At 61.4% G+C, this 19,715-nt stretch carries 41 protein-coding genes; 17 read left to right on the top strand and 24 right to left on the bottom strand.

The window, feature by feature from the left end; translation table 11 throughout:
- Positions 1-15: 15 nt before the first annotated feature.
- From K5H97_RS15190 to K5H97_RS15155, 8 genes are read right to left on the bottom strand one after another with little or no spacing between them, the layout of a single operon-like run.
- Positions 16-399 (bottom strand): phage protein NinX family protein, encoded by a 384-nt coding sequence (locus K5H97_RS15190; protein WP_028691882.1) that lies wholly within the window; start codon positions 397-399, stop codon positions 16-18.
- Positions 396-689 (bottom strand): hypothetical protein, encoded by a 294-nt coding sequence (locus K5H97_RS15185; RefSeq protein WP_028691883.1) that lies wholly within the window; start codon positions 687-689, stop codon positions 396-398. The genes K5H97_RS15190 and K5H97_RS15185 overlap by 4 nt, the downstream gene beginning before the upstream one ends.
- The gene (locus K5H97_RS15180) at positions 686-1,171 is read right to left on the bottom strand and encodes a hypothetical protein (RefSeq protein ID WP_051555721.1); all 486 of its coding nucleotides are present in this window, start codon (positions 1,169-1,171) and stop codon (positions 686-688) included. Before K5H97_RS15180 ends, K5H97_RS15185 begins: the two co-directional genes overlap by 4 nt.
- Positions 1,171-1,380: a hypothetical protein gene (locus K5H97_RS15175; protein ID WP_036986353.1), complete on the bottom strand. Its 210-nt coding sequence runs from the start codon at positions 1,378-1,380 to the stop codon at positions 1,171-1,173. The genes K5H97_RS15180 and K5H97_RS15175 overlap by 1 nt, the downstream gene beginning before the upstream one ends.
- Complete coding sequence (locus K5H97_RS15170) at positions 1,377-1,703, bottom strand: hypothetical protein (protein WP_028691884.1); 327 nt, start codon at positions 1,701-1,703, stop codon at positions 1,377-1,379. The genes K5H97_RS15175 and K5H97_RS15170 overlap by 4 nt, the downstream gene beginning before the upstream one ends.
- Positions 1,704-1,752: 49 nt before the next feature.
- Positions 1,753-1,905, bottom strand: coding sequence for a hypothetical protein (locus K5H97_RS15165; RefSeq protein WP_155952711.1), 153 nt, complete (start codon positions 1,903-1,905; stop codon positions 1,753-1,755).
- On the bottom strand, positions 1,902-2,819 hold the full coding sequence (locus K5H97_RS15160) for a Lar family restriction alleviation protein (protein WP_028691885.1): 918 nt from the start codon (positions 2,817-2,819) through the stop codon (positions 1,902-1,904). Before K5H97_RS15160 ends, K5H97_RS15165 begins: the two co-directional genes overlap by 4 nt.
- Positions 2,816-3,088, bottom strand: a complete 273-nt coding sequence (locus K5H97_RS15155; RefSeq protein WP_036986355.1) for a hypothetical protein — start codon at positions 3,086-3,088, stop codon at positions 2,816-2,818. The genes K5H97_RS15160 and K5H97_RS15155 overlap by 4 nt, the downstream gene beginning before the upstream one ends.
- 76 nt (positions 3,089-3,164) lie before the next feature.
- On the opposite strand from K5H97_RS15155, the gene K5H97_RS15150 reads away from it, so the two are divergent.
- Positions 3,165-3,356, top strand: coding sequence for a hypothetical protein (locus K5H97_RS15150; RefSeq protein ID WP_028691887.1), 192 nt, complete (start codon positions 3,165-3,167; stop codon positions 3,354-3,356).
- Here K5H97_RS15150 and K5H97_RS15145 read toward each other — a convergent pair.
- Both K5H97_RS15145 and K5H97_RS15140 read right to left on the bottom strand, forming a co-directional pair.
- Complete coding sequence (locus K5H97_RS15145) at positions 3,353-4,078, bottom strand: hypothetical protein (protein WP_028691888.1); 726 nt, start codon at positions 4,076-4,078, stop codon at positions 3,353-3,355. The two genes, K5H97_RS15150 and K5H97_RS15145, sit on opposite strands and share 4 nt — an antisense overlap.
- Positions 4,075-4,320: a hypothetical protein gene (locus tag K5H97_RS15140; RefSeq protein ID WP_028691889.1), complete on the bottom strand. Its 246-nt coding sequence runs from the start codon at positions 4,318-4,320 to the stop codon at positions 4,075-4,077. Before K5H97_RS15140 ends, K5H97_RS15145 begins: the two co-directional genes overlap by 4 nt.
- Before the next feature lie 115 nt (positions 4,321-4,435).
- Here K5H97_RS15140 and K5H97_RS15135 point away from each other — a divergent pair, with 115 nt between their 5' ends.
- Entirely contained in the window at positions 4,436-4,639 is a 204-nt protein-coding gene (locus K5H97_RS15135; RefSeq protein ID WP_028691890.1) for a hypothetical protein, read from the top strand.
- Positions 4,640-4,747: 108 nt separating this feature from the next.
- Entirely contained in the window at positions 4,748-4,936 is a 189-nt protein-coding gene (locus K5H97_RS15130; protein ID WP_028691891.1) for a hypothetical protein, read from the top strand.
- A gap of 16 nt (positions 4,937-4,952) precedes the next feature.
- Here K5H97_RS15130 and K5H97_RS15125 read toward each other — a convergent pair whose 3' ends face one another.
- The 14 genes from K5H97_RS15125 to K5H97_RS15060 all read right to left on the bottom strand — a co-directional run bounded on the left by K5H97_RS15125 (position 4,953) and on the right by K5H97_RS15060 (position 12,745).
- On the bottom strand, positions 4,953-5,465 hold the full coding sequence (locus tag K5H97_RS15125; protein WP_028691892.1) for a hypothetical protein: 513 nt from the start codon (positions 5,463-5,465) through the stop codon (positions 4,953-4,955).
- A 50-nt stretch (positions 5,466-5,515) separates the two neighbouring features.
- A complete protein-coding gene (locus K5H97_RS15120) occupies positions 5,516-5,716 on the bottom strand; it encodes a hypothetical protein (RefSeq protein ID WP_036986357.1) in 201 nt (66 codons plus the stop codon).
- Between the two features lie 2 nt (positions 5,717-5,718).
- Positions 5,719-6,207, bottom strand: coding sequence for a single-stranded DNA-binding protein (gene ssb / locus K5H97_RS15115; protein ID WP_028691893.1), 489 nt, complete (start codon positions 6,205-6,207; stop codon positions 5,719-5,721).
- A 14-nt stretch (positions 6,208-6,221) separates the two neighbouring features.
- Positions 6,222-6,839: a lambda exonuclease family protein gene (locus tag K5H97_RS15110; protein ID WP_028691894.1), complete on the bottom strand. Its 618-nt coding sequence runs from the start codon at positions 6,837-6,839 to the stop codon at positions 6,222-6,224.
- Complete coding sequence (locus K5H97_RS15105) at positions 6,823-7,599, bottom strand: ERF family protein (protein ID WP_028691895.1); 777 nt, start codon at positions 7,597-7,599, stop codon at positions 6,823-6,825. The genes K5H97_RS15110 and K5H97_RS15105 overlap by 17 nt, the downstream gene beginning before the upstream one ends.
- A gap of 7 nt (positions 7,600-7,606) precedes the next feature.
- Positions 7,607-8,731: a hypothetical protein gene (locus K5H97_RS15100; RefSeq protein ID WP_028691896.1), complete on the bottom strand. Its 1,125-nt coding sequence runs from the start codon at positions 8,729-8,731 to the stop codon at positions 7,607-7,609.
- Positions 8,732-8,993: 262 nt separating this feature from the next.
- The gene (locus K5H97_RS15095) at positions 8,994-9,440 is read right to left on the bottom strand and encodes a hypothetical protein (protein WP_028691897.1); all 447 of its coding nucleotides are present in this window, start codon (positions 9,438-9,440) and stop codon (positions 8,994-8,996) included.
- A complete protein-coding gene (locus K5H97_RS15090) occupies positions 9,433-9,615 on the bottom strand; it encodes a hypothetical protein (RefSeq protein ID WP_248691158.1) in 183 nt (60 codons plus the stop codon). Before K5H97_RS15090 ends, K5H97_RS15095 begins: the two co-directional genes overlap by 8 nt.
- 95 nt (positions 9,616-9,710) lie before the next feature.
- Complete coding sequence (locus K5H97_RS15085) at positions 9,711-9,962, bottom strand: DUF551 domain-containing protein (RefSeq protein ID WP_036986362.1); 252 nt, start codon at positions 9,960-9,962, stop codon at positions 9,711-9,713.
- On the bottom strand, positions 9,959-10,210 hold the full coding sequence (locus K5H97_RS15080) for a hypothetical protein (protein ID WP_248691156.1): 252 nt from the start codon (positions 10,208-10,210) through the stop codon (positions 9,959-9,961). The genes K5H97_RS15085 and K5H97_RS15080 overlap by 4 nt, the downstream gene beginning before the upstream one ends.
- Entirely contained in the window at positions 10,207-10,509 is a 303-nt protein-coding gene (locus K5H97_RS15075) for a hypothetical protein (protein ID WP_028691900.1), read from the bottom strand. The genes K5H97_RS15080 and K5H97_RS15075 overlap by 4 nt, the downstream gene beginning before the upstream one ends.
- Entirely contained in the window at positions 10,506-10,745 is a 240-nt protein-coding gene (locus K5H97_RS15070; RefSeq protein ID WP_028691901.1) for a hypothetical protein, read from the bottom strand. Before K5H97_RS15070 ends, K5H97_RS15075 begins: the two co-directional genes overlap by 4 nt.
- Positions 10,746-11,076: 331 nt before the next feature.
- The gene (locus tag K5H97_RS15065; protein ID WP_169740509.1) at positions 11,077-11,349 is read right to left on the bottom strand and encodes a hypothetical protein; all 273 of its coding nucleotides are present in this window, start codon (positions 11,347-11,349) and stop codon (positions 11,077-11,079) included.
- A 718-nt stretch (positions 11,350-12,067) separates the two neighbouring features.
- A complete protein-coding gene (locus K5H97_RS15060; RefSeq protein ID WP_248691157.1) occupies positions 12,068-12,745 on the bottom strand; it encodes a LexA family transcriptional regulator in 678 nt (225 codons plus the stop codon).
- A gap of 122 nt (positions 12,746-12,867) precedes the next feature.
- Here K5H97_RS15060 and K5H97_RS15055 point away from each other — a divergent pair, with 122 nt between their 5' ends.
- The 14 genes from K5H97_RS15055 to K5H97_RS14995 all read left to right on the top strand — a co-directional run bounded on the left by K5H97_RS15055 (position 12,868) and on the right by K5H97_RS14995 (position 19,710).
- Entirely contained in the window at positions 12,868-13,071 is a 204-nt protein-coding gene (locus K5H97_RS15055) for a transcriptional regulator (RefSeq protein WP_081791610.1), read from the top strand.
- 14 nt (positions 13,072-13,085) lie between these two features.
- Entirely contained in the window at positions 13,086-13,286 is a 201-nt protein-coding gene (locus tag K5H97_RS15050) for a hypothetical protein (protein WP_028691904.1), read from the top strand.
- 302 nt (positions 13,287-13,588) lie between these two features.
- On the top strand, positions 13,589-14,380 hold the full coding sequence (locus tag K5H97_RS15045) for a Rha family transcriptional regulator (RefSeq protein ID WP_028691906.1): 792 nt from the start codon (positions 13,589-13,591) through the stop codon (positions 14,378-14,380).
- On the top strand, positions 14,377-15,054 hold the full coding sequence (locus tag K5H97_RS15040) for a hypothetical protein (protein WP_028691907.1): 678 nt from the start codon (positions 14,377-14,379) through the stop codon (positions 15,052-15,054). The genes K5H97_RS15045 and K5H97_RS15040 overlap by 4 nt, the downstream gene beginning before the upstream one ends.
- Complete coding sequence (locus tag K5H97_RS15035; RefSeq protein ID WP_036986364.1) at positions 15,051-15,404, top strand: HNH endonuclease; 354 nt, start codon at positions 15,051-15,053, stop codon at positions 15,402-15,404. The genes K5H97_RS15040 and K5H97_RS15035 overlap by 4 nt, the downstream gene beginning before the upstream one ends.
- Complete coding sequence (locus K5H97_RS15030) at positions 15,401-16,156, top strand: hypothetical protein (RefSeq protein WP_028691908.1); 756 nt, start codon at positions 15,401-15,403, stop codon at positions 16,154-16,156. Before K5H97_RS15035 ends, K5H97_RS15030 begins: the two co-directional genes overlap by 4 nt.
- A complete protein-coding gene (locus tag K5H97_RS15025) occupies positions 16,153-16,914 on the top strand; it encodes a replication protein P (protein WP_028691909.1) in 762 nt (253 codons plus the stop codon). Before K5H97_RS15030 ends, K5H97_RS15025 begins: the two co-directional genes overlap by 4 nt.
- On the top strand, positions 16,911-17,132 hold the full coding sequence (locus K5H97_RS15020) for a hypothetical protein (RefSeq protein WP_028691910.1): 222 nt from the start codon (positions 16,911-16,913) through the stop codon (positions 17,130-17,132). The genes K5H97_RS15025 and K5H97_RS15020 overlap by 4 nt, the downstream gene beginning before the upstream one ends.
- Positions 17,125-17,595, top strand: coding sequence for a hypothetical protein (locus K5H97_RS15015; protein WP_028691911.1), 471 nt, complete (start codon positions 17,125-17,127; stop codon positions 17,593-17,595). The genes K5H97_RS15020 and K5H97_RS15015 overlap by 8 nt, the downstream gene beginning before the upstream one ends.
- A complete protein-coding gene (locus tag K5H97_RS15010) occupies positions 17,592-17,942 on the top strand; it encodes a hypothetical protein (protein ID WP_028691912.1) in 351 nt (116 codons plus the stop codon). Before K5H97_RS15015 ends, K5H97_RS15010 begins: the two co-directional genes overlap by 4 nt.
- Positions 17,924-18,526: a recombination protein NinG gene (locus K5H97_RS15005; protein ID WP_028691913.1), complete on the top strand. Its 603-nt coding sequence runs from the start codon at positions 17,924-17,926 to the stop codon at positions 18,524-18,526. Before K5H97_RS15010 ends, K5H97_RS15005 begins: the two co-directional genes overlap by 19 nt.
- Positions 18,523-18,645, top strand: a complete 123-nt coding sequence (locus K5H97_RS29690; protein ID WP_261401119.1) for a hypothetical protein — start codon at positions 18,523-18,525, stop codon at positions 18,643-18,645. The genes K5H97_RS15005 and K5H97_RS29690 overlap by 4 nt, the downstream gene beginning before the upstream one ends.
- Positions 18,642-19,331: a hypothetical protein gene (locus K5H97_RS15000; RefSeq protein ID WP_028691914.1), complete on the top strand. Its 690-nt coding sequence runs from the start codon at positions 18,642-18,644 to the stop codon at positions 19,329-19,331. The genes K5H97_RS29690 and K5H97_RS15000 overlap by 4 nt, the downstream gene beginning before the upstream one ends.
- Entirely contained in the window at positions 19,321-19,710 is a 390-nt protein-coding gene (locus K5H97_RS14995; protein WP_028691915.1) for a hypothetical protein, read from the top strand. The genes K5H97_RS15000 and K5H97_RS14995 overlap by 11 nt, the downstream gene beginning before the upstream one ends.
- Positions 19,711-19,715 lie beyond the last annotated feature (5 nt).

Raw genomic sequence — 19,715 nt, 5'->3', positions numbered from 1 at the left:
TGTAGGCGAGGGCGATCATTGCATCAGCCCCTTTGGCACGTTGACGGCATCGCCGAGCTTGGCGGCGGCTATGGCGCGGCAGGCGGCAACCAAGTGGGTTGAGCCGTCCGCATCGCCCGGCAGGTCATCCAGGCCGGTGACGGCAAAGAAATAGTCCGAGTAGAGGCCGAAGCCGACGCGGTACTTCTCGATCAGCTTCCCGCCCAGCGCCCAGTCTTCCCACGGATTGAATCGCTTAGGCCAAGTTGATGCCTTGCCAGTCACGCGCATAAAAACGCGCCACGGATTGCCGTACTGCGGCGGTACCAGGATCAGGTCCAGGCCTTCAGCAATCCCGACGGCCCACCCCAGCGCCTCGCCGGCCAGGTCCGCCGTCTTCACTTCGATCAGGTCGGTCATGGCGCCACCCATTCGCCGCGATCTACGCACACACGCGCAGGCATCATCGTTTTCGTGGCAGCATTCCAGTGCATCTGCGTCTCGTAGTGCAGGCAAGGGCCCTTGTCGCTTTCTGCCTTGGCCGCGTAGAGCAAGAAAGCGATGACAGTCACCCAGGCGCAGAACGCTGCACCAGGCCACGCGGCGAAGAACCGGCCATCACTGAGATCGTCCATCGCCTTCACCGATACGGCGATCAAGACAACAAACACGACGACGATAACCGCCCCTGCAATGATGAACTGGCTCATGGCGCCACCTGCTGGGCCATTGCGCGGTCGATGCGCTCGATTTCAGCGAGTATGAGCGCCCCAGCTCGAACCAGGTTTTCGCGTCGGCCGCGAGGTTTCCACCAGCTGAGCGCCCACGGCCAGGCTGGCGGGCAAGTTGGCTGCCACTTTTTCATGGCCTGCTTTTCTTCGTCCCAGATATCCAGCCATGGGGGCGCGAGCGCGTAGCAGGCGGAGGCTTTGACCAGTTCAAGGCTGCCACACTGGTCGTCATGCTCCGCCGTCCAGCCCTCCGCTTCGACCTGACGTTTGCGCTCAGCCAAGACAGCAAGCCCAGCAACGGTTGTGCTGTCCTGGCACCTGTACTCCACGGCCCTGGCCAGGCGCTCAAATGCATGTTCGTTTACGCCGAATGCCAGCGCTTCCTGGCATGCACTACTCGCCAGGTCGAGCAGTTCGCCTTCTTCGACCAGCAGGTGCTGGCGCATCTTATTGGCTTCCATCACAGCTGATACCTCTCATCATTCCAGGCCGCCGGCGCGGCAGCAGGTGTAGGTTCGGGTTGGGTTTCGTGCGGTGAGAACTGGCGCTCGTTGCCGGCCTGGACCTGGCAGACCTTGGTCTCCCGACCGACGAACATACCCACGCAGAAGACCTGCACCAAGGTGAAGGCGCCGACGATGGCGCCCATGACGACCAGATGGCGCTTCATGGCTTCGCCTCGCGGCGAGCCCACCAGCACACCGGGCCGTCGTCGGTGTCGTGGATGGCCAGGCAGAACCAGTCGTCGCCGGTAAGCCGTTCCGGCTCCCAATAGCTGCAATCTGGGTCATGGCTTTCGAAGTAGCGGTTGGCAATCGCCTCATCGGCGTATTCCAGGCTGACCATGCAAACCTGCAGGCCCTGCTCGGCAATCCAGGCCTTGCACTTGTCGCCATCACCCTCGTCGAAGTCGGGAAGGTCCGGATGCTGGAACATCCCGTTTTCGTCGCGCACGACAGGCGCCCGCTGGATCAGCTTGATTTCTTCAGGCATGACGATTCCTTGGCCGCCATATCGCGGCAGTGAATAGAGGGGAGAGGGGTTAGAAATCGAGAGAGTATTCAGCCTGGTAGGCTTCTTGCGGGGTCTGTCCACGCGCCCAGTTGTATTCCTTCCAGAGCTCTGGCATGCCGGGCGTGTGGCCTTGCTTTGCGGCCAAAGCCACCAGTTCGGCCCACCACTGCTCCCAGTTCATGGCTTGCGCTCCAGGGCGGCGCGGGCTTGCCCGGCACGGTAAGCAACCTCCATGTTGTATTTCGTGAACTTGGGCGCTTCACCTTCGCTGCCGTCTCGATAAGCGGAATCAAGCCACGACCAGAAGTCATCGCGCTCAACCGGCGCGCTAGGCTCTGCGCTGGCGGATAGGGCGGTGTCGCAGAGCTCATCAATGCGCTTGCTTTCGATCTCGGAAGGAATAGACCAGTCAGGATGTGGCGGCGGAAAGTCGTCAACGTGCATGCGCTCACGCAAAAGGCGGTAACGTTCAGCATCTTTTGCAACGCCAGAGTACATATCGCTCACGTCGTCCGGCTCAACGCCAAGGTCACGCAGCAGCCCGTGTGCCTCGGCCAGCTGGGCGCGCAGGGCAGCCACCTTGTTGGCAGATCGGTCGTACTCGCCTTTTACTTCCCCGAGCTCAGCGCGCAGCCGCTCAAGCTCGCCAGGATCGGCAGCGCTGGCGAACACAGGTCGGATCTCGCGCATGATCCCGTGCTGGTTGAACTGTCCAACCTCCTGCGAGTACCTGGCTCGCGTGGCGTCGCAACATTCGCGCCACGGTGTCCATTGTGAACCTGGTCTGTCGGTCATTGTGCGTTGCTGATAGCCCACCGGCTCGCCTTGGTGCTGCTCGGCTCTCGCATTCCACAGCTCGACCGCCTTGTCGCGGCCTGGCTGCTCCTCACCTTCATCCTGCTCCACGCCCACCGGGCCACGGGCCAGACAGGCCTCATGCGGCCCGGTCAGGCCCTGACAGATCACCACTGAAGCATCGCTGTCTAGGCGCTCGATGAGGAAGTCCTGCTGACCGCAGAAGGGGCAGGGCAGCAGTTCGCTGACCATCTCTGTGTTGCTGGATCGGTTTTCTGTGGGCATGGGAACACTGTTCACGCTGGGATCTCCTTCAGCTTCAGCTCCATGGGGCCATTACGAGGCGAACCAAGCAGTACGCCATCCAGGCCGGCGACATCCTGGCGGCTGAGGTTCCGCCACTTGGCGATACCCCATTCACCCTTCATCACGCCGATTGGCTCGTCTCGGCAGGTCGAGCCGTAGCTGTAACCATTTTCCCGGAGCCAGTTTTGCGCGGCGTACAGCGCTTGGAATGTGCCCTCTTGGTCGAAGGTCTTGGTGAACACGAACGGTTTTTCTGTGGGCATGGGGATACCTCGCCGGATAGCGCTTTGGCATTGGTTGGGGTATTGATGTCATCCAATTCACGCAAAGGAGTGAGCAATGATCATCGACGGACAGTTCATCTTTGAAGTCGGCGACCCTGTTACCGACCATACCGATGCTGCGCGACGGGTAGGCTTTGTCATCGCGATAGAGCAGGATGAGGTCGGCGAGAAGGTTTTACTTGTTGAGGATGAAGGTCGCACTGGGCGCACTTGGCGAATCCTTGATAGGGATGCAATCCTGCCCTAGAGCGCCATTTCCACTTGTTTCTCCCGAGCCCAGATCGGGGAACTGGTATGTGCCTCGATTCGGTCGGCAATCACGCTGGCGCGCTGGCCTGCCGATGGCGGGGTGTACATGCCGAACCGGCTGATGCTTCCGCCGTTGACCGCAGCGTTGGTGCTGTCGGCTGATGCCAGGGGTAGGCTCTGGAAGATCGCTGGGTCAAGCATCCGCAGGCCGTGCAGTCGGCATTGGGGGCGGCCCTGGTCGTCGCAGATGGCATCCATCGCGGCGCCCATGCGTTTCCACCAGGCTGCGGTGCCGGGTGATCGCCATTGCCCGGAACTGCCGAGGGCAACGGTTCGCCAGGCTTGTGCTAGACGCTGCAGCCGCTCGATCGACTCATGCATGTGCCAGACCGGCACGCCTGGCAGGTGGCTGGGCCATTGCTCGAGCAAACGATCATTGGCATCTTCGTCGCCGTCGATCACGTCAGGGATGAGCGCCCAGTCGAAGCCTGGGTGCCGGCACCAGTCATCCACCCATCGGGTGTACCCATCGACATCGACACGGCCGCCTTTCTTCCAGGCCGTGAACGCGCCGTTGTCGAAGACGAAGGACTGGCAGACCTCGGCGACGATGCCCATGTCATCCTGGCGCGGGAACGGCACCAATGCGTGCCTGCCTGCCAGCAGCCTTGCTGCATCCTGCCGCGTGCCGCCTATCGGCGTGCCGTGGTAATGGATCATCCGCTCAACCTCACCGTTTCGATCTCGACGCCTTGGTGCACGGCCTTGATCACCTGGTCACCGCCGAATCGCTCTGCCAGCTGATCGGCGATCTGTTCGTGCCAGCCCTGCTTGATCAGTGCGGTGGCGGTTTTGATGTGCTCGACACGGATCATCGCCAGGCTACGGATTTCCAGGCTGTAGACGATCACCTCGGCGTCGCTTGGGCAGGCCGCGGTGAATGTGTGGCGATAGATGTTCATGGTCGATCCTCGCCGGGTCGGCGTTATCGTTGATTAGGGGAAGGCGCTGGCGGGCAGCGCCGGGCAGTTATTCTTGCTGGTATGCTTCGCCGCTTACCAAACAAGGAGAGTGGTAATGGGGTTGCGGGAAAGTCGTGCAGCTTTGAAGGAGTGGTTCATACCGAAGCGCAGGCGCTGGGTTGGCGGTGCGATGGTTGCAATCTGGGCTATCGGGCTGATCATCAACCCGACTATTCACTGGAGCTGGGCCAACATCGGTGGACTAGGGCTGTTCTGGTTTATCAGCGCTTGGCCGCCGGAGCTTCACGAGAAGCGTTGAGGCGCTGGCGGGCAGCGCCGGAGGGCGATCAGCCTAAAAAGACTTTTAAGTGACACGCTTTCCGGGATATGAAGAAGTACCGGCACGGGGCCGGATCCGGAGGTCTACATGAAACGTCGTGGAAATGTTGTTCACACAGTCGGCGACTACAAGGTGTATGAAATGGTCACAACGTACATGAACAATCAAACTAAAGTGGAGAGCTACAGCGTAGTTGGTCCGAGGTCGGACCCCACCTGGCTGCATAGCCTGGAATCGGCAGTCAGTGAAGCTGAGAAGCTGGCTGCTCAACAGTAATCTGAGGCGCGTCACATCAGGCCGGGGCGATGACTTCATCCCCCGGATCCTGCTGAATCATCAGCATGCTCTTCCGGTCGAAAGCCAGGGCCAGGCGCGGTGAGATGCTGATCTTGTGACGCGGCGGGGTGAGAAACTTCGCCGCGTGCAGCCTGCCTAGTGCGCGGATGCCGTGAATCAGCGCCTCGATCATCTGGCTGTAGGTAGCGTCAGCCCAGCCGCATATCGCTCGCAGGTGCTGTCCTGTTCGCTTCCTGGCTGATAGCCGCAGCGGCTCAGTACGCGCCACGGATCGGTTACCTTCGATTTCGTGGCGCGCGATTCTGAACAATGCGTGATGCCCGAGCGCTTCGATGTGATGAATCATCAGCGTCATCGCCTCGCCCTGTTCCTCTATCCCGGCCCACTCCATCAGTTCCAGCAGGGCCTGTTTAGTCCCTGGTCGAACCTTCAAGCGCAGGTCTTCTTCCTGCAGGCGCTCGGCCTTGGCGCGGCGCTTCTCGTCGCGCTGCTGCTGGGTCATCGCCATGCAGCACCTCCTTCAATCCGCTGGGCGGCAAGTTGAACTGATCGCGGCGCCTATGCAGCTGCAGCGAGCGCAGGATTTTTCGGTTCATCGGATTGCTCCATATCGCAGTCATGCCAGCCGGCAAGCCGCCAGGCGCTGTCGATCGTCATTTCGGGGTAGGGCTGGGCCAGGCGGCATCGATTGGCGGCCCGGGCGGTACGGCCCTGGGAGTAGGGCAGCGGGTGTATCTGCTTGGGTTTGCGCGGGAACATGGCTACGTACCTGCGAGATGGGGGAGCGGGGCGAATGGGATGTCGTCGTCGAAGCTTTCGTAGTCCGGGCCGTTGCTGCCCTGTTGGTTCTGATGCTGGGCGGGCGGGCGCTGCTGAGCGCGCTGTTGCTGGCGCGGCTGCTGGGCCTGCTGGCCGCTCTGCGATTGCTGCGGCGGGCTGCCGGCGAACTTGATGATGATCACCCGGCCGGTGAGCTTCACGCCCTGTGTCTGGTCAGACTTGGTGAAAACCTCAACATGCGCGTCATCGATGGTGAAATGCACCTGCTGACCTTTGACCAGGTACTGGGCCATGGATTCGGCCTGCTTGCCCCACAGCGTGGCATCCACCCACTGGGTAGGTCGCTTGCCGTCCTGCCCTTTTCGGCCGTAATCGCATGCGATAGCCAAGTTGCAGACGGGATCGCCGTTTGGGGTGTAGCGCAGTTCAGCGTCGCGGCCAATACGGCCGATATCGGTAAGAGTAGGCATCGTGATTCCTTGGATTATGCGGCCGCGCCGAGCACCTTGTTCATGCGCTCGTCGAGGATTTCGTAGAATGTTTTCACCCGTTCGGTGAGTTTGCGGATCATTACTTCGTCGCGGTACACGCGCTTGACGAAGAGGGGCATGCCGGGCCAGTAGCTGATGAAGTCCAGCCACTCGCGCTCGGATACCCACAGGCCGCCCTGGCACTGAGCGACGTGCTCCTTGGGCACTTCACCGTTCAGGATGACGCTGACCTGGAACTTGGGGAGCTTGGTCTTGATTTCGGTAAGCCCCTGCTCGCCTACCAGCGCGTCAGGGGAGTAGCCGATGCCGTGGTTGAGGATGATGCCGACCGATCGGGTTTTGATGCTTTCGCGGTCCTCGTACAGGCCTCGGGCGACGCCCTCCAGTTCGTGGCCGCGAATCGTAGCCACGGTCTTGAATGGAATCTCGGCGGCCTCTTCGGTGATCCGCTCGCCGATCAGCTGGTCCATGTAGGTGAATGCGGCCACTCCGAAGCCCGCTTCACCCTTGCCGGCGACCAGCAGGCAGTCCAATTCGGAGCAGGTGATGATCCCCAGGCGAAGGGCGAGCCATTCCGGCGTACCCTGTTCGACGTCAGTGATGATCTGCATCTTGAGCCTCCCGTGGTGCCGATTCATGCTGCTTGACGGACTTGCTGAGCATGCCCAGCACTTGGTCGAACGCGGCTTTCTCTACCGCCGACGGCGTGCCGTGGATGCTGGCGAATGCCTTTTTGGCCTTGTCGCTGCAGCGCTCCAGCAGCATGGCCAACTGGGTGGCCTGCACTGAGGTGACCCGCGGCGTCACTACGGCGCCGTTGCCGTCGTCATCCTCGCCAGTGGTGGTGAAGTTGAGCAGGGCGCCGGCGGTGTAGCGTTTGCCATAGCTCACACTCGAGGCCACAGCCTGGACGCCGTTTTTGCTGCCGCTGGTGTCTGCCGGCAGGAGCAGAGAAGTGGTCTCGCGATGCCCGGCACGATGGCTCAGGACGCCTTCAACCTCGATGCCGCGTTCATTGCGCGGCGTGCGGAAGGAGAGGGCGAAGCCGTGGCGGGCCAGAACCGGTTTGATCATCTCGTTGATGTCTTCCCAGAGTGCGTAGGTGCTCTGGATGCGGCCGTTCTTGTCCTTGATTCCGCCGCGCTCGCCGATGACGGGCAGCTCTTCCTGCATCGAGGCCAACGCCTCGTCGAACTGCTGCTTGGCCTGCAGAGCCTGGATGTTCTGGTGCATCACCATCAAGCGCTCCATCTTGTCGATGTCAGCGGTTGGGGACATGGCCACCTGCTGGATGATCTGCAGGATGGTCACCGACTCGGCGGCGATGGCCGGCGACTGGGATTGGGTATCGACCCTGGCTACTTGGCTCATGGTGACCTCAGTACTGGATGGTGATGCTTGGGATCTTGCGCTCGGCGATCAGGGTGATTGCCTGCTTGGCGCATTCCTCGGTCATGCCGCCGGCGAGGAAGGCGTCCAGGGCGGCGCGGTTGATGCTGCGGCGGTGTGCCTTGTCGGCTTCGCGGGCTTCCTGCTGGCGCACGATCTCGGCGGCAGCTGCATCTGCCCGGCGGCGTTCTTCCTGGCGGGCCTGCTCGGCTGCCTCCTCTTGCCGGCGTGCGGCGTCTTGGCGCTCCTGCTCCATCCGCTGCTCGGTGGCAACGCGGTCGACTTCGGCCTGAGCGCGGGCGCGTTCCGCTTGCTCGGCCTGCAACTTGAGCTGCAGGCGCTGGTTCTCGGCTTCGCGCTCTTGTGCTGCAGCCTGGTCGATCAGCTCCTGCTCGCGGCGGGCGGCCGCGTCACGTTCGGCCTGCTGCTCCTGGGCTACTCGCTGGCGCTCCAGCTCGACGGCGGCTTCCTGTGCTGCCCGAATGCGGTCTTGCTCGGCGCGCTCCTCTGCCTCGCGGCGCAGGCGGGCCAGCTCGACCTGCTCGGCGTCGTACTTCTGCCGGGCGGCCTGGGCAGCCTGCAAGGCATTCATCGACGCTTCTTTGGCGCGGGCGGCCTCAGCTTCGAATTCCTCCCAGGCATCGCCCAGGACGAACGCGGTGAGCTCGGTGATGCGGCCTTGCAGCTGCTCTGCATCCAGCGCGCCCAGATCGGTGGCCAGGTCTTTCATGCGGTTGATGGCGTCATTGTGTCGATCGATGCGCGCATCCTCGGCGGCTTCCCACTCGGTGAGTGGCCGGCGCGTCTCGTCCCGTAGCGCGTCCATTTTTGTCACGAACTCGCGCAGCTCGGCCTCAACGACCTTCGGCATTTCCTTGAGCCGGCGCAGGTAGTCGCGGCCCGGCTTCTCTACAGCGGTCTTCGACTTGCTGACTTTGGCGGCAAGGCTGGCGATGCGCTCGCGCCCCTTGCGGGTTTTCAGGTCAGGCACTTCGCCCAGTACCTCACCCTTCACCAGGTCGATGAATTGCTGCAGGCCGCCGGCCACGTAGATGGCCGGGGCGTTCGCTTCGCTGATCTCTTCGATCTTGATCAGTTTCTGTTCTGCGGACATTAGAAAACCTCGCGCCAGGCCGGCGCCGTCAGTTGGGATAGGGAAATGCCAGGTCACCCAGGCACGGAGTTACGCTCCAGGCCCTGGCTGCGGTGGATGGTTGCGCGCTCTCGCCGCTTACGCTCCCGAAGGGGTACGGTTATCCCCTAGGGGCCCGCCGTGCTCGGGTGCGTTGTTCAGGAAGTGATGCTGCCGGCCAGTGCGCTGGCGAGCATGAAGAAGGTGCAGGCGAAGAGCATGGAGAAGGAGCCGCGCCAGTAGCTCATGCTGCGTCAGCTTTGAAGTGTTCGGCGCGCTCGGCAGCAAGATCAGCTGCAACCTCTTCGGCTCGAGCTCTTGCGTACTCTTGGGCCCAGGGCCGGATAAGCGCTTCTGCAACATCGTGAAGAGCGGTTGGGCGTCCATTCTTGGATTGACCTACAGCTTCGACTGCCAGGTCGTATGCCTTTCGGTGTACGCCGCGGCCATCGGCGATGATTTCGCAGATCATCTTCTCGATCGGGTACTCGCGGTTGTCGGTCAGTAGCGGAGCGATGTGTTCTTGCGCGCCTAGGTGCTCGGCCAGGGCCTCGTACAGCGATTGCGGCGTGACCAGCGATACAGCCTTGCCGTGGGCGCGCGGCGCCGTGACGTTCTCGCCACAGATCAGTGAGTTGATCGATTCGTAGAGCCAGTCGGATCCGTCGACAGTTTCGAGGAAGTCAGTCATGGCTTTTCTCCATCTCCAGGCTGCGCGCTAGGGCGCAGGCCTCGTTGTGGTTGCGGCGGAATCCACGGACTTTGCCGTCACGGGCATCCACCACATGGAAGAAGTCACGGCCCGCAGGCCTCACCTGGAAGCGGAACATGATCACCGGCATTGCCAGGCCGATCAGGCTGTACATTTCCGCCGTGGCAATCACAGAGCGCAGGCGAAGAGTGGTAAGAATGTCGCGACGAGCTTGAATGCTGGGGTGCATGGTCGCCTCCAGGTGGTTGGTTACTCGGTGGGTGGGGAAGGGAGGGGCTGCCAGTGGGTTGGCTCGTCGTCTTCACAGAAGCCGCCATCCCAAGACGCCCAGTGCGCGCCAGAGTCGTATTCGTCTTGGCCGAGATAGTCGCCGCGACTGTTGAATGAGGCTTCGGACTTGCTCCACTCAATCCAAGCGCCGGCAGTGACTCGATCCCCTTTGCGCAGGATGATCTCGGTGCCGTCACGCGGCGCTGAGTCGATCGCCTGCCAGCCGCTCATGGCTCTTCTCCACGGCGCCGGCGCTCGGTTGCCATATCCATGTCCAAGTCATGCCGCTCCTCGCTGATCAGCTCAGCTACGGCCTTTTCGATTTGGTCCATGGCCTGCTGCTCGTCAGGGGCGCGGCGAATCATCACGCGCAGCAACTGAATGGCCGCATCAAGGCGCGTCGGGTAGACATTGGCCGAGAACCCGCTGCTCGAAGGTTCTTGAATCATGATCTGGCCGGAAATGCTCATTCCGCTCATGGCTTCACCCGGGCGGCGAGCATGGCGTCGGCCTCGATATAGCGCATGATGGCCCGGTATTCCGCCCAGAAAGCTGCATTGTCCAAAGGCATAGCAGCAAAATCCGGCATCTTGCGGCCGACTATTTTCTCGGCATATTGGATGCCGATCTCATCGGAAACTTCAGCGGTGTGAGCTGCGAAATAGTCGCGCAGGGTCATGCCGGACATCAGCCGTTTGGCCTCATCAAAATGGCGCGGCTCGAATGTTTGGTGGTCATACGACACCGGGAAAGCCGGCCCGCCTGTGTCTTTGCTCATGCCGCCTCCGGGTGCTTCTCGCCACAGAACATGCAGTAGTTGCCAAGCACGTTGATAGTTGCCTTTGCTTTCACTTCCTTGCCTTTGGCGGTGGTGCGGGTTCCAACGATTTCGCATTCCGCGTACTGGCGGCCGGCAGGAATGAGCATGTAACCCTGCAAGGTCGCCTTGGCGCCGATGATTTCCGGGTACCGTTCAACTGCTGCCTGCTCGAATTTCTGTCTGCAATCGCACATGGCGTGATCCTCTGGACCGCATTAGGAAGATGCCAGCGCAGGTGACCAAACCCGAGCCGTGAAGCTCGCTGGCACCTGTCTAATGCGGTCGAAGTGAAGGGAAGGAGATGCGGGATGCATCGGAGATTGATCGGAACACCAGGGCGCTACCCCTGCTTGGTTCCCGCCGCGTTTCTGGTATTGGCCGTCTCGCATATACCGGCTCAGGAGGTTCACGGGTCTTTGCGATCCTAGCGCTGCAGCTCGCTTGAGCACGCTCCGATCAATCTCCAATGCAGCCTGCGATGGGGAGCAGGGCATCGGGCCGTCTTTCCGGCTGTCAGGGAATCAGTCAACCAATTGCTGGACGGGCAAGGAAGTCATTCAGCGCCTGCTGCTTGGCATCTTCGCCATCCAAGAAGCGGATCGCCCACGGCATAAACGTCTGAACCGTGCCGTCTGGCATCTCAACGATGGCGACGCTGTAGTTGCCTGGGCCGTTCTCGAACTCTTCGTACTCGACGCCCCAGCCGTGGAACTTGCCTTCGGTGGCGTCTTCGAGCCCTGTGCGGCGGCCACGATCATCGTGCACTGCCGCCATGGTCATAACTGGTCGCATCTTCATTTCCTCCAGTGGATTCCCAAAGCACCCGGTCGCCCAGGTGCTTCAGTTAATCTCGTGGTGTTTCCTCACTACTCGCGCTGTGCCAGGCACCGACGCCCGTTCTAAGGGCATCCCGGCAGGGAGCGTTTGCAGCGCAACCCTCCATCCGCTTTCCGTGGCCCGGCCTGTGTTCCTGCCGCGCTGACGTTCCGCCTGATTTCGAGCTGGCCAGTTCCAGAGCTGGCATGGGGATCGAATTTATTGCTCGCGCTGTGCCGTTGCCGGGATCGATCCGCGAGGTTCCCATCGATGTGAAAGAGCGGCGGCCTGTGAGGGCCTGGCGAGGGACTGTGTAGCGCCTCGATGTGCACAGTAAACGCCATGTTTATAAACGCGTCAACACCTAATGTTTATTTTTGTTTATTTCGCGAGCACAAAAAGGCCCGCACTAGGCGGGCCATTGGCTTCTCATGCTGTCTAACTCAGAGCTTTCCAGGCAAGCCAGATGAAGAATCCGGCCCCTACAGCGATTGTCACAAGGTCTTCAGCTTTCGGCTTGCAACGATCGACAGCGGCGCCAATAAGGGCGCTCACAAGCACGACCGCCATCCCTGAGGCGAAAACTACTCCAGAGGTTCTGGCTCCCAGAACGTAGGCAAGAACCTCCAAGGCAAGCATGGCAATGCCCGCAATAAAGAGCCAGCCGCAAATCCGGTTCAGAGCGCCGCGCCGCGGGGCTTCACCTGGCATACATGCCCCACCAGAAAACATGCCCAAGGATAACCATGTTCTCCTCCTGCATGTCCTGGTAGCTGTAATCCTCGTCTGGGTGTTCGTCCCGGTTAAAGCTGCGCAGGCGGATACCAGTGGGAAGTCGATACAGCTGCTTCACACGCAGCTGGCCGTTGTGATTGATGACATAGAGGTCACCATCGACGATGTCGGCAAACGAGGTCCTGCCAGTGTTTACCCCGACCGTAGCCCCGTCACGAAGGATCGGCATCATGCTGTTGCCGCGCACCGTCACACATCGAGCGTTCTCGTACTGAACGCCGTTGTTGCGCAAGCTGCGCTTCCCGAATCGAAGCGTGGCCTTCTCGCTTTCCTCGATCGCAAACCGACCAGACCCAGCAGCCAGCTCAACTTCGCGCAGGAACGGCACTGCCACCTCATCATCTTCCATTGGGGTTTCGTCGTCCCACAGCCGCATATGCCCGGCGTCAGGGTGTTCATTCTGGTCAGGCTCCCTCGGTGAGCCCTCTCCAGTTTCAAGCCATTCATAGCGCAGCCCAAGGGATCGAGCGGCAGCCATCATTTTTGATGCCGGCACACCCCGGATGAACCAGTTGTTGATGTTCTGCAGCCTAGTGCCAAGACGTGCCGCCAGCTCGGTGTTAGAGACGCGCTGCAGCTGCATCTGCGCACGTAGGCGGTCACCAGAATGTTGAGTAGTCATAAACACCAAGTTTACCGGCCTTGCTATGTTTATAAAATAAACGTATCGTTGAGATGTGTTTATTCGCCCAAGGCGGAATGTTTATGAATCCCACACCTCTGGAACGCGCAATCCATGCCGCCGGCTCGGGTAAGGCCCTTGCCGATCTGCTGGGCGTTACGCCGATGGCTGTTTCCTATTGGAAAACCAGAGGCGTGCCGGCCCGCCAGGCGCTTCCTATCGAGAAAGCCACTGGCGTTTCGCGCCACGAGCTTCGCCCAGATCTTTACCCATCTGAAGCCGCATAAGGAGCAGTACCCGCATGTACGCAGATCAGTCCCACAAACGGGATACACCAAGGAAGGTTCGTTTCAACAAGACCCTGGACCGTCTACTGGCGCGAGCCGCGGAACGGGCCGAAATGCAGCACGCCACCTACCTCTACGAAATGATCGAGTGGGCCGTGGAAAACGGCGCCATCGAAGCGCTGAGCAAGGAAGAAAAGCAGCATAGCGCGGCCTAGAGGCCCTATGGAGGTCACGTGGCTGAAATTGACTACGAGCACCTGAGTGATGGTGCGAAGAGAAGGATCAGTGCTCTAGCCCTGAGCAAGGGGCAGAGCATTGACCAGGTTCTTGAGGATGTAGCGATCGAGTTCCTGGCCATGGGGGGACCGACTCGGCTCGGAAGACCCAAAGCGCAGGTGTACCAATTAGTCCCTAAAGAGGGCCTCAAAAGTGACACCTAAACCGCAGGCGCAAAAAAACCGGGTGGCCGCCCGGTTTCTTGTGCTGCATTCGTAACACATGTGCGAGGCAATCATATATGCACCTTGGTAGCCAAATCAATACCGTGGCCCTCGCGCCACAAAACGCGAACCACGATTTCGTGGCGCGCACGATGTCATCGCGTGAAATCGCTGACTTGGTAGAGGCGCGCCACAACGACGTGGTGGCCACCATCGAACGACTTTTCTCAAAAAACCTTTTGCGATCAAGTCGTAAAAGCCGTCGCGAGGCCACGGGCGGTCGACCGATCGAGGTCTACGACCTGATTGAGCGCGACACCCACCTGGTGGTGGCCGGTTACAGCGACGAGCACCGAGCCAGGGTTATCGACCGCTGGCAGGAGCTGGAAGCAAAAGCAGCCCCGTCCGCTCCCGCCGACCTCAGCAAGCTGGAAATCCTCCAGATGGCCTTGGAGTCGGAGAAAGCCCGCGTTCTGCTCACTGTCCAGGTCGAGGCCCAGGCCAAGAAGATCGGCCACCTGGAGAACCTGTTCAAGGAAGGCATGAGCCACGTCCAGTTCTGCAAGGGCCTCAATGGGGTCAACGTGATGCAGGTCGGTCACTTCCTTGAGGGTCGCAACTGGCTCTACAACGAGAGCAAGTCGGGCACCCGCTACCGCGTCGCCGCCTACGCCCGCGACAAGTACATGACCGAACACCAGCAGGAGATCACCCCGCACGGGAAAGAGGCGTTCATCAGCTACACACCGATCCTCCTGCGCAAGGGCGCCGTGCGCCTGTACGAGCTGTACCTGGCCGGCGAGCTGCCCATGAAGAAGAACTGGGACGGCCTGCACACCCACGACAAGGCAGTGCGAGGTGCAGCATGAGAAGCCGTGAGCAGGATCGCCAGCAGTGGCAAGACCCCGACTTCAACAAGTGGTTGGATGACGCCATATCCGACGCTGGCCATATCGTTTGGGATGCCATTCCTGACGTTGGCTCGGCCTGGAATGGCTGGGATGCCGCGAAGGCAGCGCTCGGCTACTACTGCCCAGCCTGCAATGGTTACGGCGAGGAGATCCACGTCTCCTATCAAGGCCCTGAGTCGTTCGAGCGGCTGGGTGGCTGCACTACCTGCGATGGCGACGGGCGATCGTCTGCTGCCTTGCAGGTGGCGCACACCCGTCTTGAGCAGTTGCTGTCTGAGAAAACCCAGATGCAGGGCGAGGTCTGGGCTCTGAACCACAAGCTGGAGCAATCCCAAGCGCGCGAGAGCGCTCTCAGTGCTGACCTGGAGTCGCACAAGCGGATGCTGCTGGCCGCTGCCTGTGACATCGGCGCTATCGGCGAGGCCCTTGGCGCTGACATTGACGACGACGGCAGCGCTATTGAGGGCCTGGCGCAGGAGCTGCGCAAGGATGCCGAGCGGTACCGCTTCATTCGCAACCCCATTGGCACCACGTCGCCGCTGGCTATCTGGAATGAGGGGAAGATGCCTTTGTTCAGCGGCATGGCGGATGCAGTCGTGGACGAGTTCATGGCCAAGGAGCGCGGCCAATGAGCAAATCCATCTCTCCATTCAAGCGCGTCAAGGTGTACGCCAAAACCAACGGGCACTGCGCTTACTGCGGCGACAACCTGTGCGAAGAAGATTTCCACATCGACCACGTATTCCCTAAGTCATTGGGAGGCTCGAACGATCTCGGCAACCTCATGCCGTCCTGTCACTCATGCAACGCTTCCAAGGGCACGAAGACGCTCGAGCACTACCGCATGTACCTCACCGCCAAGAAAGTCACTGGCGTGGCGATTTTCGGCCATTCCCAGCTGATGTACCTGAAGGATGCCGGTGCATTCCCGGTGCTTGGCTTCGACAAGGAGCACAGATTCCACTTCGAGGTGATGGCATGAGCATCATCCGTGCGCCTCGTCCCGAGGCCAACTTCTATATGCTCAACAAGTCGATCAGCGAGGACGGGCGCCTGAGCTGGGCTGCCCGTGGCCTGTTGGTCTTCCTGCTCGGCAAGCCTGATCACTGGGCCGTATCCGTCACCCACCTGCGCAACGAGACCGCCAAGTCCTCTAAGCCGACCGGTCGTGACGGCGTGTACGGCCTGTTGCAAGAGCTGATCACCGCCGGCTACGTCCAGCGCCGTCAGGACCGTGGTGAGTCTGGTTTGCTGGGCGAAACCCACTACGTCGTATCGGAAACACCGCTTCCGGCTTTGCCGTATACGGTTGAACCGCTTCCGGCTCAGCCGTATCCGGCAAATCCGACACTAGTAAGTATTGAAGGTAAGCAAGAACTGAAGGGAGTAAGGACTGACTCTCGCGAAGGCGAGTTGGTCGACTTCGAACGCTTCTGGAAGCTCTACCCGCGCAAGGTGAGCAAGGCCGACGCCAAGAAGGCCTGGGCGAAGCTCAAGGTCACCGCTGACCTGTTCGACCTGATGGCCGCCTCCCTGGCTGCCTGGACCGTTTCGACCGACTGGACCAAGGACGGCGGCCAGTTCATCCCACACGCATCAACCTGGCTGAACGGCAAGCGCTGGGAAGACGAACTGCCGCAGCCGGCAGGCGCCGCCCCGTTCGCATCCCGCCGCCCGGCCAGCGGCCCCGACTTCAACGACACCAGCTGGGCTGATGACCTGGGGGACCTATGAGCGCACAACCGAAACTGCGCAGCGTGACGCAGATCATGGCCACGGCCCGCAACCTGCCGGCCGAGGTCCAGGCCCCGGCCAAGCAGCTCGACCCGGGCACCACCGAAGTGGTCAACGCCCTGTTCAAGGAGCTGCAGGCCATTTTCCCGGCGTGGAAGCAGGCCTGGCCGGATGACGAGGCCCTGAAGGCTGCCAAGCGCAGCTGGATCAAGTCCTTCGTCGCCGCTGGCATCAACACGCTCGAGCAGATCCGCTTCGGCATCCAGAAGTGCCGTGTGCTGGGCACTGACTTCGCCCCGAGCAGTGGCAAGTTCATCAAGCTGTGCCAGCCGACGCCGGAAGAGATGGGCATTCCGCCGCTTGCGCGGGCCCTGGCAGAGGCGCTGGAGAACTTCCACCCCAGCAGGGCAGGGTCACGTGTTTGGACGCATGCAGCGGTGCGCCACGCGGCCCTGCAGTGCGAGGCGCAAAACCTGGCTTCGATGGAGGTGGAGCGGGCCGAGAAGGTGTTCGCCCGGGCCTACGACATCACCATCCGCATGTTGGTGGCCGGGGAGCCACTGGGGGACATCGCCACCGGCATCGGCCACGACAGCCAGAAGGGCCTGGCCCAGCTCGCTGACGAGTACGCCGCCCAGCGCCAGGTACGGCTGCTGGAGATCCAGCAGATCCCAACCAGCGCCGCCCAGTGCCGCGCCAGCCTGCTGGCCAAGTTGAACATCAAGCGCGCCGGGAAGCCGGCCGGGGAGGGTGTATGACCATCGACAAGCAAAAGCTCCAGCCCCTGCTGTGGTCGGTAGTGGCCTCCTGGCGCGCCGGCAGTGATGCCCTCGAGCGCCACACGGACGCCTTGGACGAGTTCCTCGGCGAGACGACGGTTGAGGAGGTCGCGCTGGGCCTGCTGGAAGAGATCAGCCAGTTGACCGCCCGGGTACGTGCCGCGGAGAAGCAGCTGCAGGAGGTGGCCAGTGTCTGAGCGCATCAGCGTCAACAGTCAAGCCAAGCTGTCCGAGGCAGTGACCATGCTAACTGGCATGTTCCGCGAGAAGAAGTTCGTCGTGGTCAGCTTGCGACCTGGCAAAGACCGCACCCTTGACCAGAACGCTCTGTGGTTCGCGCTCTATAAGCGCATTGCCGAGATGACCCAGATCGGCGAGGCATCCGAGGCCCGCAAGTACTGCAAGCTGCACCACGGCGTGCAGATCCTGCTGAACGAAGATCAGGACTTTCAGGCGGCCTGGTACCGGGTCATGCGTCACCTGTCCTACGAGGAGAAGCTGGACATGATGGGCGACTGCAAGCTGTTCGGGCCGGACGGCATGCCGGTGACCAGTCTATTCAATCGCGCCCAAGGCATCGCCTACACCGAACGGGTGGTGGCGGACTTCTCGGCCAAGGGCGTGGTTTTCAGTGATCTGCTGAGCGAGGAAGCGGCATGAGCACGCTTGATCTCTATGCGCTCTGGCTTATGGGGGGCGGCCTGTTGTTCAACGTATGGCTCGCGCTCAAGGGTGGTCGAGTACTCGGGCGGGTTCTGTATGCCTGCGCTGCGGCCACGTCGTTCACTCGGTTCTGCTGGGCATGCGGTCGGGCCCATGGCTTCCGCGCCCGCCGACTTCCGGCGTGGGTGTATGCCCCGCAGGTCTGGTTTGAATTCTTCATCACCGAGCTCGGTGCTCCGCGCAACACCACCTCCTGCATGGGTGGGGCTGGCGCCTGGAGAGGGATCGGCAACTGGACGGTGTTTCCCGCCACGGAGGACAAGCCATGCGCACAGCAGAAGTGAAGCCGAAGAAGTGCAAGGCGCCAGGCTGCGGCAAGCACTTCAAACCGACCATGACCACGCAGAAGGTATGCAGCATCGCCTGCGCCAAGGCCATGGCCAAGGATCCCAAGCTGCAGAAGATCGCGGCCAAGGCCATCACCCGGCAGGCCCGGGAAGACCTCAAGGAGCGCCGGGAGAAGCTGAAAGATCGGCGCGAGCATCTAGCCGAAGCGCAGAAGGTGTTCAACGCCTACATCCGTGAGCGCGACGCCGGGCTGCCGTGCATCAGCTGCGATTCGCTGCCAAGCGACCACAACCTCATCACCGGCAGCCGCTGGGACGCCGGCCATTACCGGTCCGTGGGCGCCTGCCCGGAGCTGCGCTTCGAGCCGCTCAACGTCCACCGCCAGTGCGTGAAGTGCAACCGGAACCTGTCGGGTAACGCGGTCGAGTACCGCATCCGGTTGGTGAAGCGCATCGGCGCCGACCGAGTCGACTGGCTCGAAGGGCCTCATAAGCCCCAGCGCCTGGCCATCGAAGACCTGCAGGCCATCAAGGCCCTGTACCGCCAGAAACTCCGTGACCTCAAGAGGGCAGCAGCATGACCTGGACCATCGAACAAATCGTCGGCCTGCTCCTGCTGGCCATGTTCATCAGCTCCACCTGGTGCGTCACGCGCGGCCAGCTCATCGCGAACCGCCGGAAGAAGGAGAACGGCCAATGAAATACCAAAGCGTTTTGGCAGCAGTGGTTCGCGCCCTGGCGGCGGATACCATGAGCGGTGTAGGTGGTGGCGACTTTGAGCCGAAGGTCCAGGCCTCGAAGCTGAAGGGGGAGATCACCGGCAAGGATGCGGCAATGCTCGTGGACTGCTGGGTGCACGCCCGCCTGCACAGCAAGCTGATTCCTCGGCACTGGAACGCACTGACGGCCAGGTTCTCGACCCACAAAGCCAAGAAGGTGGAGGCTATCGGAAAGCTGGTGCCGCTGATCGCTACCCAGGCGCCGAACCTGTTTCGGTACAAGGCGGTAACGGCCTGGGCCATTCCGCCGGTGAAGGGCGTGCAGGCGCAGTCGGGCCGAGAGGTGGCAAGCAGATCTGCCCGTGATCGCGCTGACTTTGATGCACTTACCGATGCCGTGCGGAAGCAACTGGCCGGCGAGTCGGTGGCGGATGGTGAAGACCGGGCACGCCGCGAGCAGTACGTGAAGCGCTCCACCGACATGATCGTGCTGCCGGCCGAGTTCTACGACATCAACACCTGGGACGGACAGGGCCTGAATCGGACCACGTACTGGCGTTGGAAGAAGGCTATCGAGAGCGTGCTGGATGAGATGGTGGCCGAGGCTCTGGTAGCCGCTGGCAAGATTCTGGAGGACGAAGGCATTTTGATGGCAGATGCCGCTTGACACCCGTGCAACGATGCAACATTATTTGCTAATCCTGTCATTCCTGCGCGTGTTGAGGATTGACGCACAAAGCCCGGCCATCGTGTCGGGCTTTTTGTTGCCCGTAGGAAAGCGCATGAAGCCATCAACCGCATGGAGCCTCCTGGCATTCGCCATGGCCCTGGCCAGCTACGCCCTACACCGCGACATCAGCGCCAATGTCTTCCTTGGCTGCGTCTTCATCATTCAGGGCCTCAAAAGGCCCGACGGTTCGGCCCAAGAGCGCCGGGCTACATTCCTGGCTGCCGCACTGAGCGCTGGCATCCTCCTTTTCGCGCTATGGGTACTCGCCACCGGCCTCGACATCCGCGGCCCGGCGCCATTCCGCTACAAACACTAAGGGAT

Source organism: Pseudomonas mosselii, from assembly GCF_019823065.1.
Classification (GTDB): Bacteria; Pseudomonadota; Gammaproteobacteria; order Pseudomonadales; family Pseudomonadaceae; genus Aquipseudomonas; species Aquipseudomonas mosselii.
Note: the sequence above shows the minus strand (reverse complement) of the source record. Positions and strands in the feature narration are given on the sequence as shown.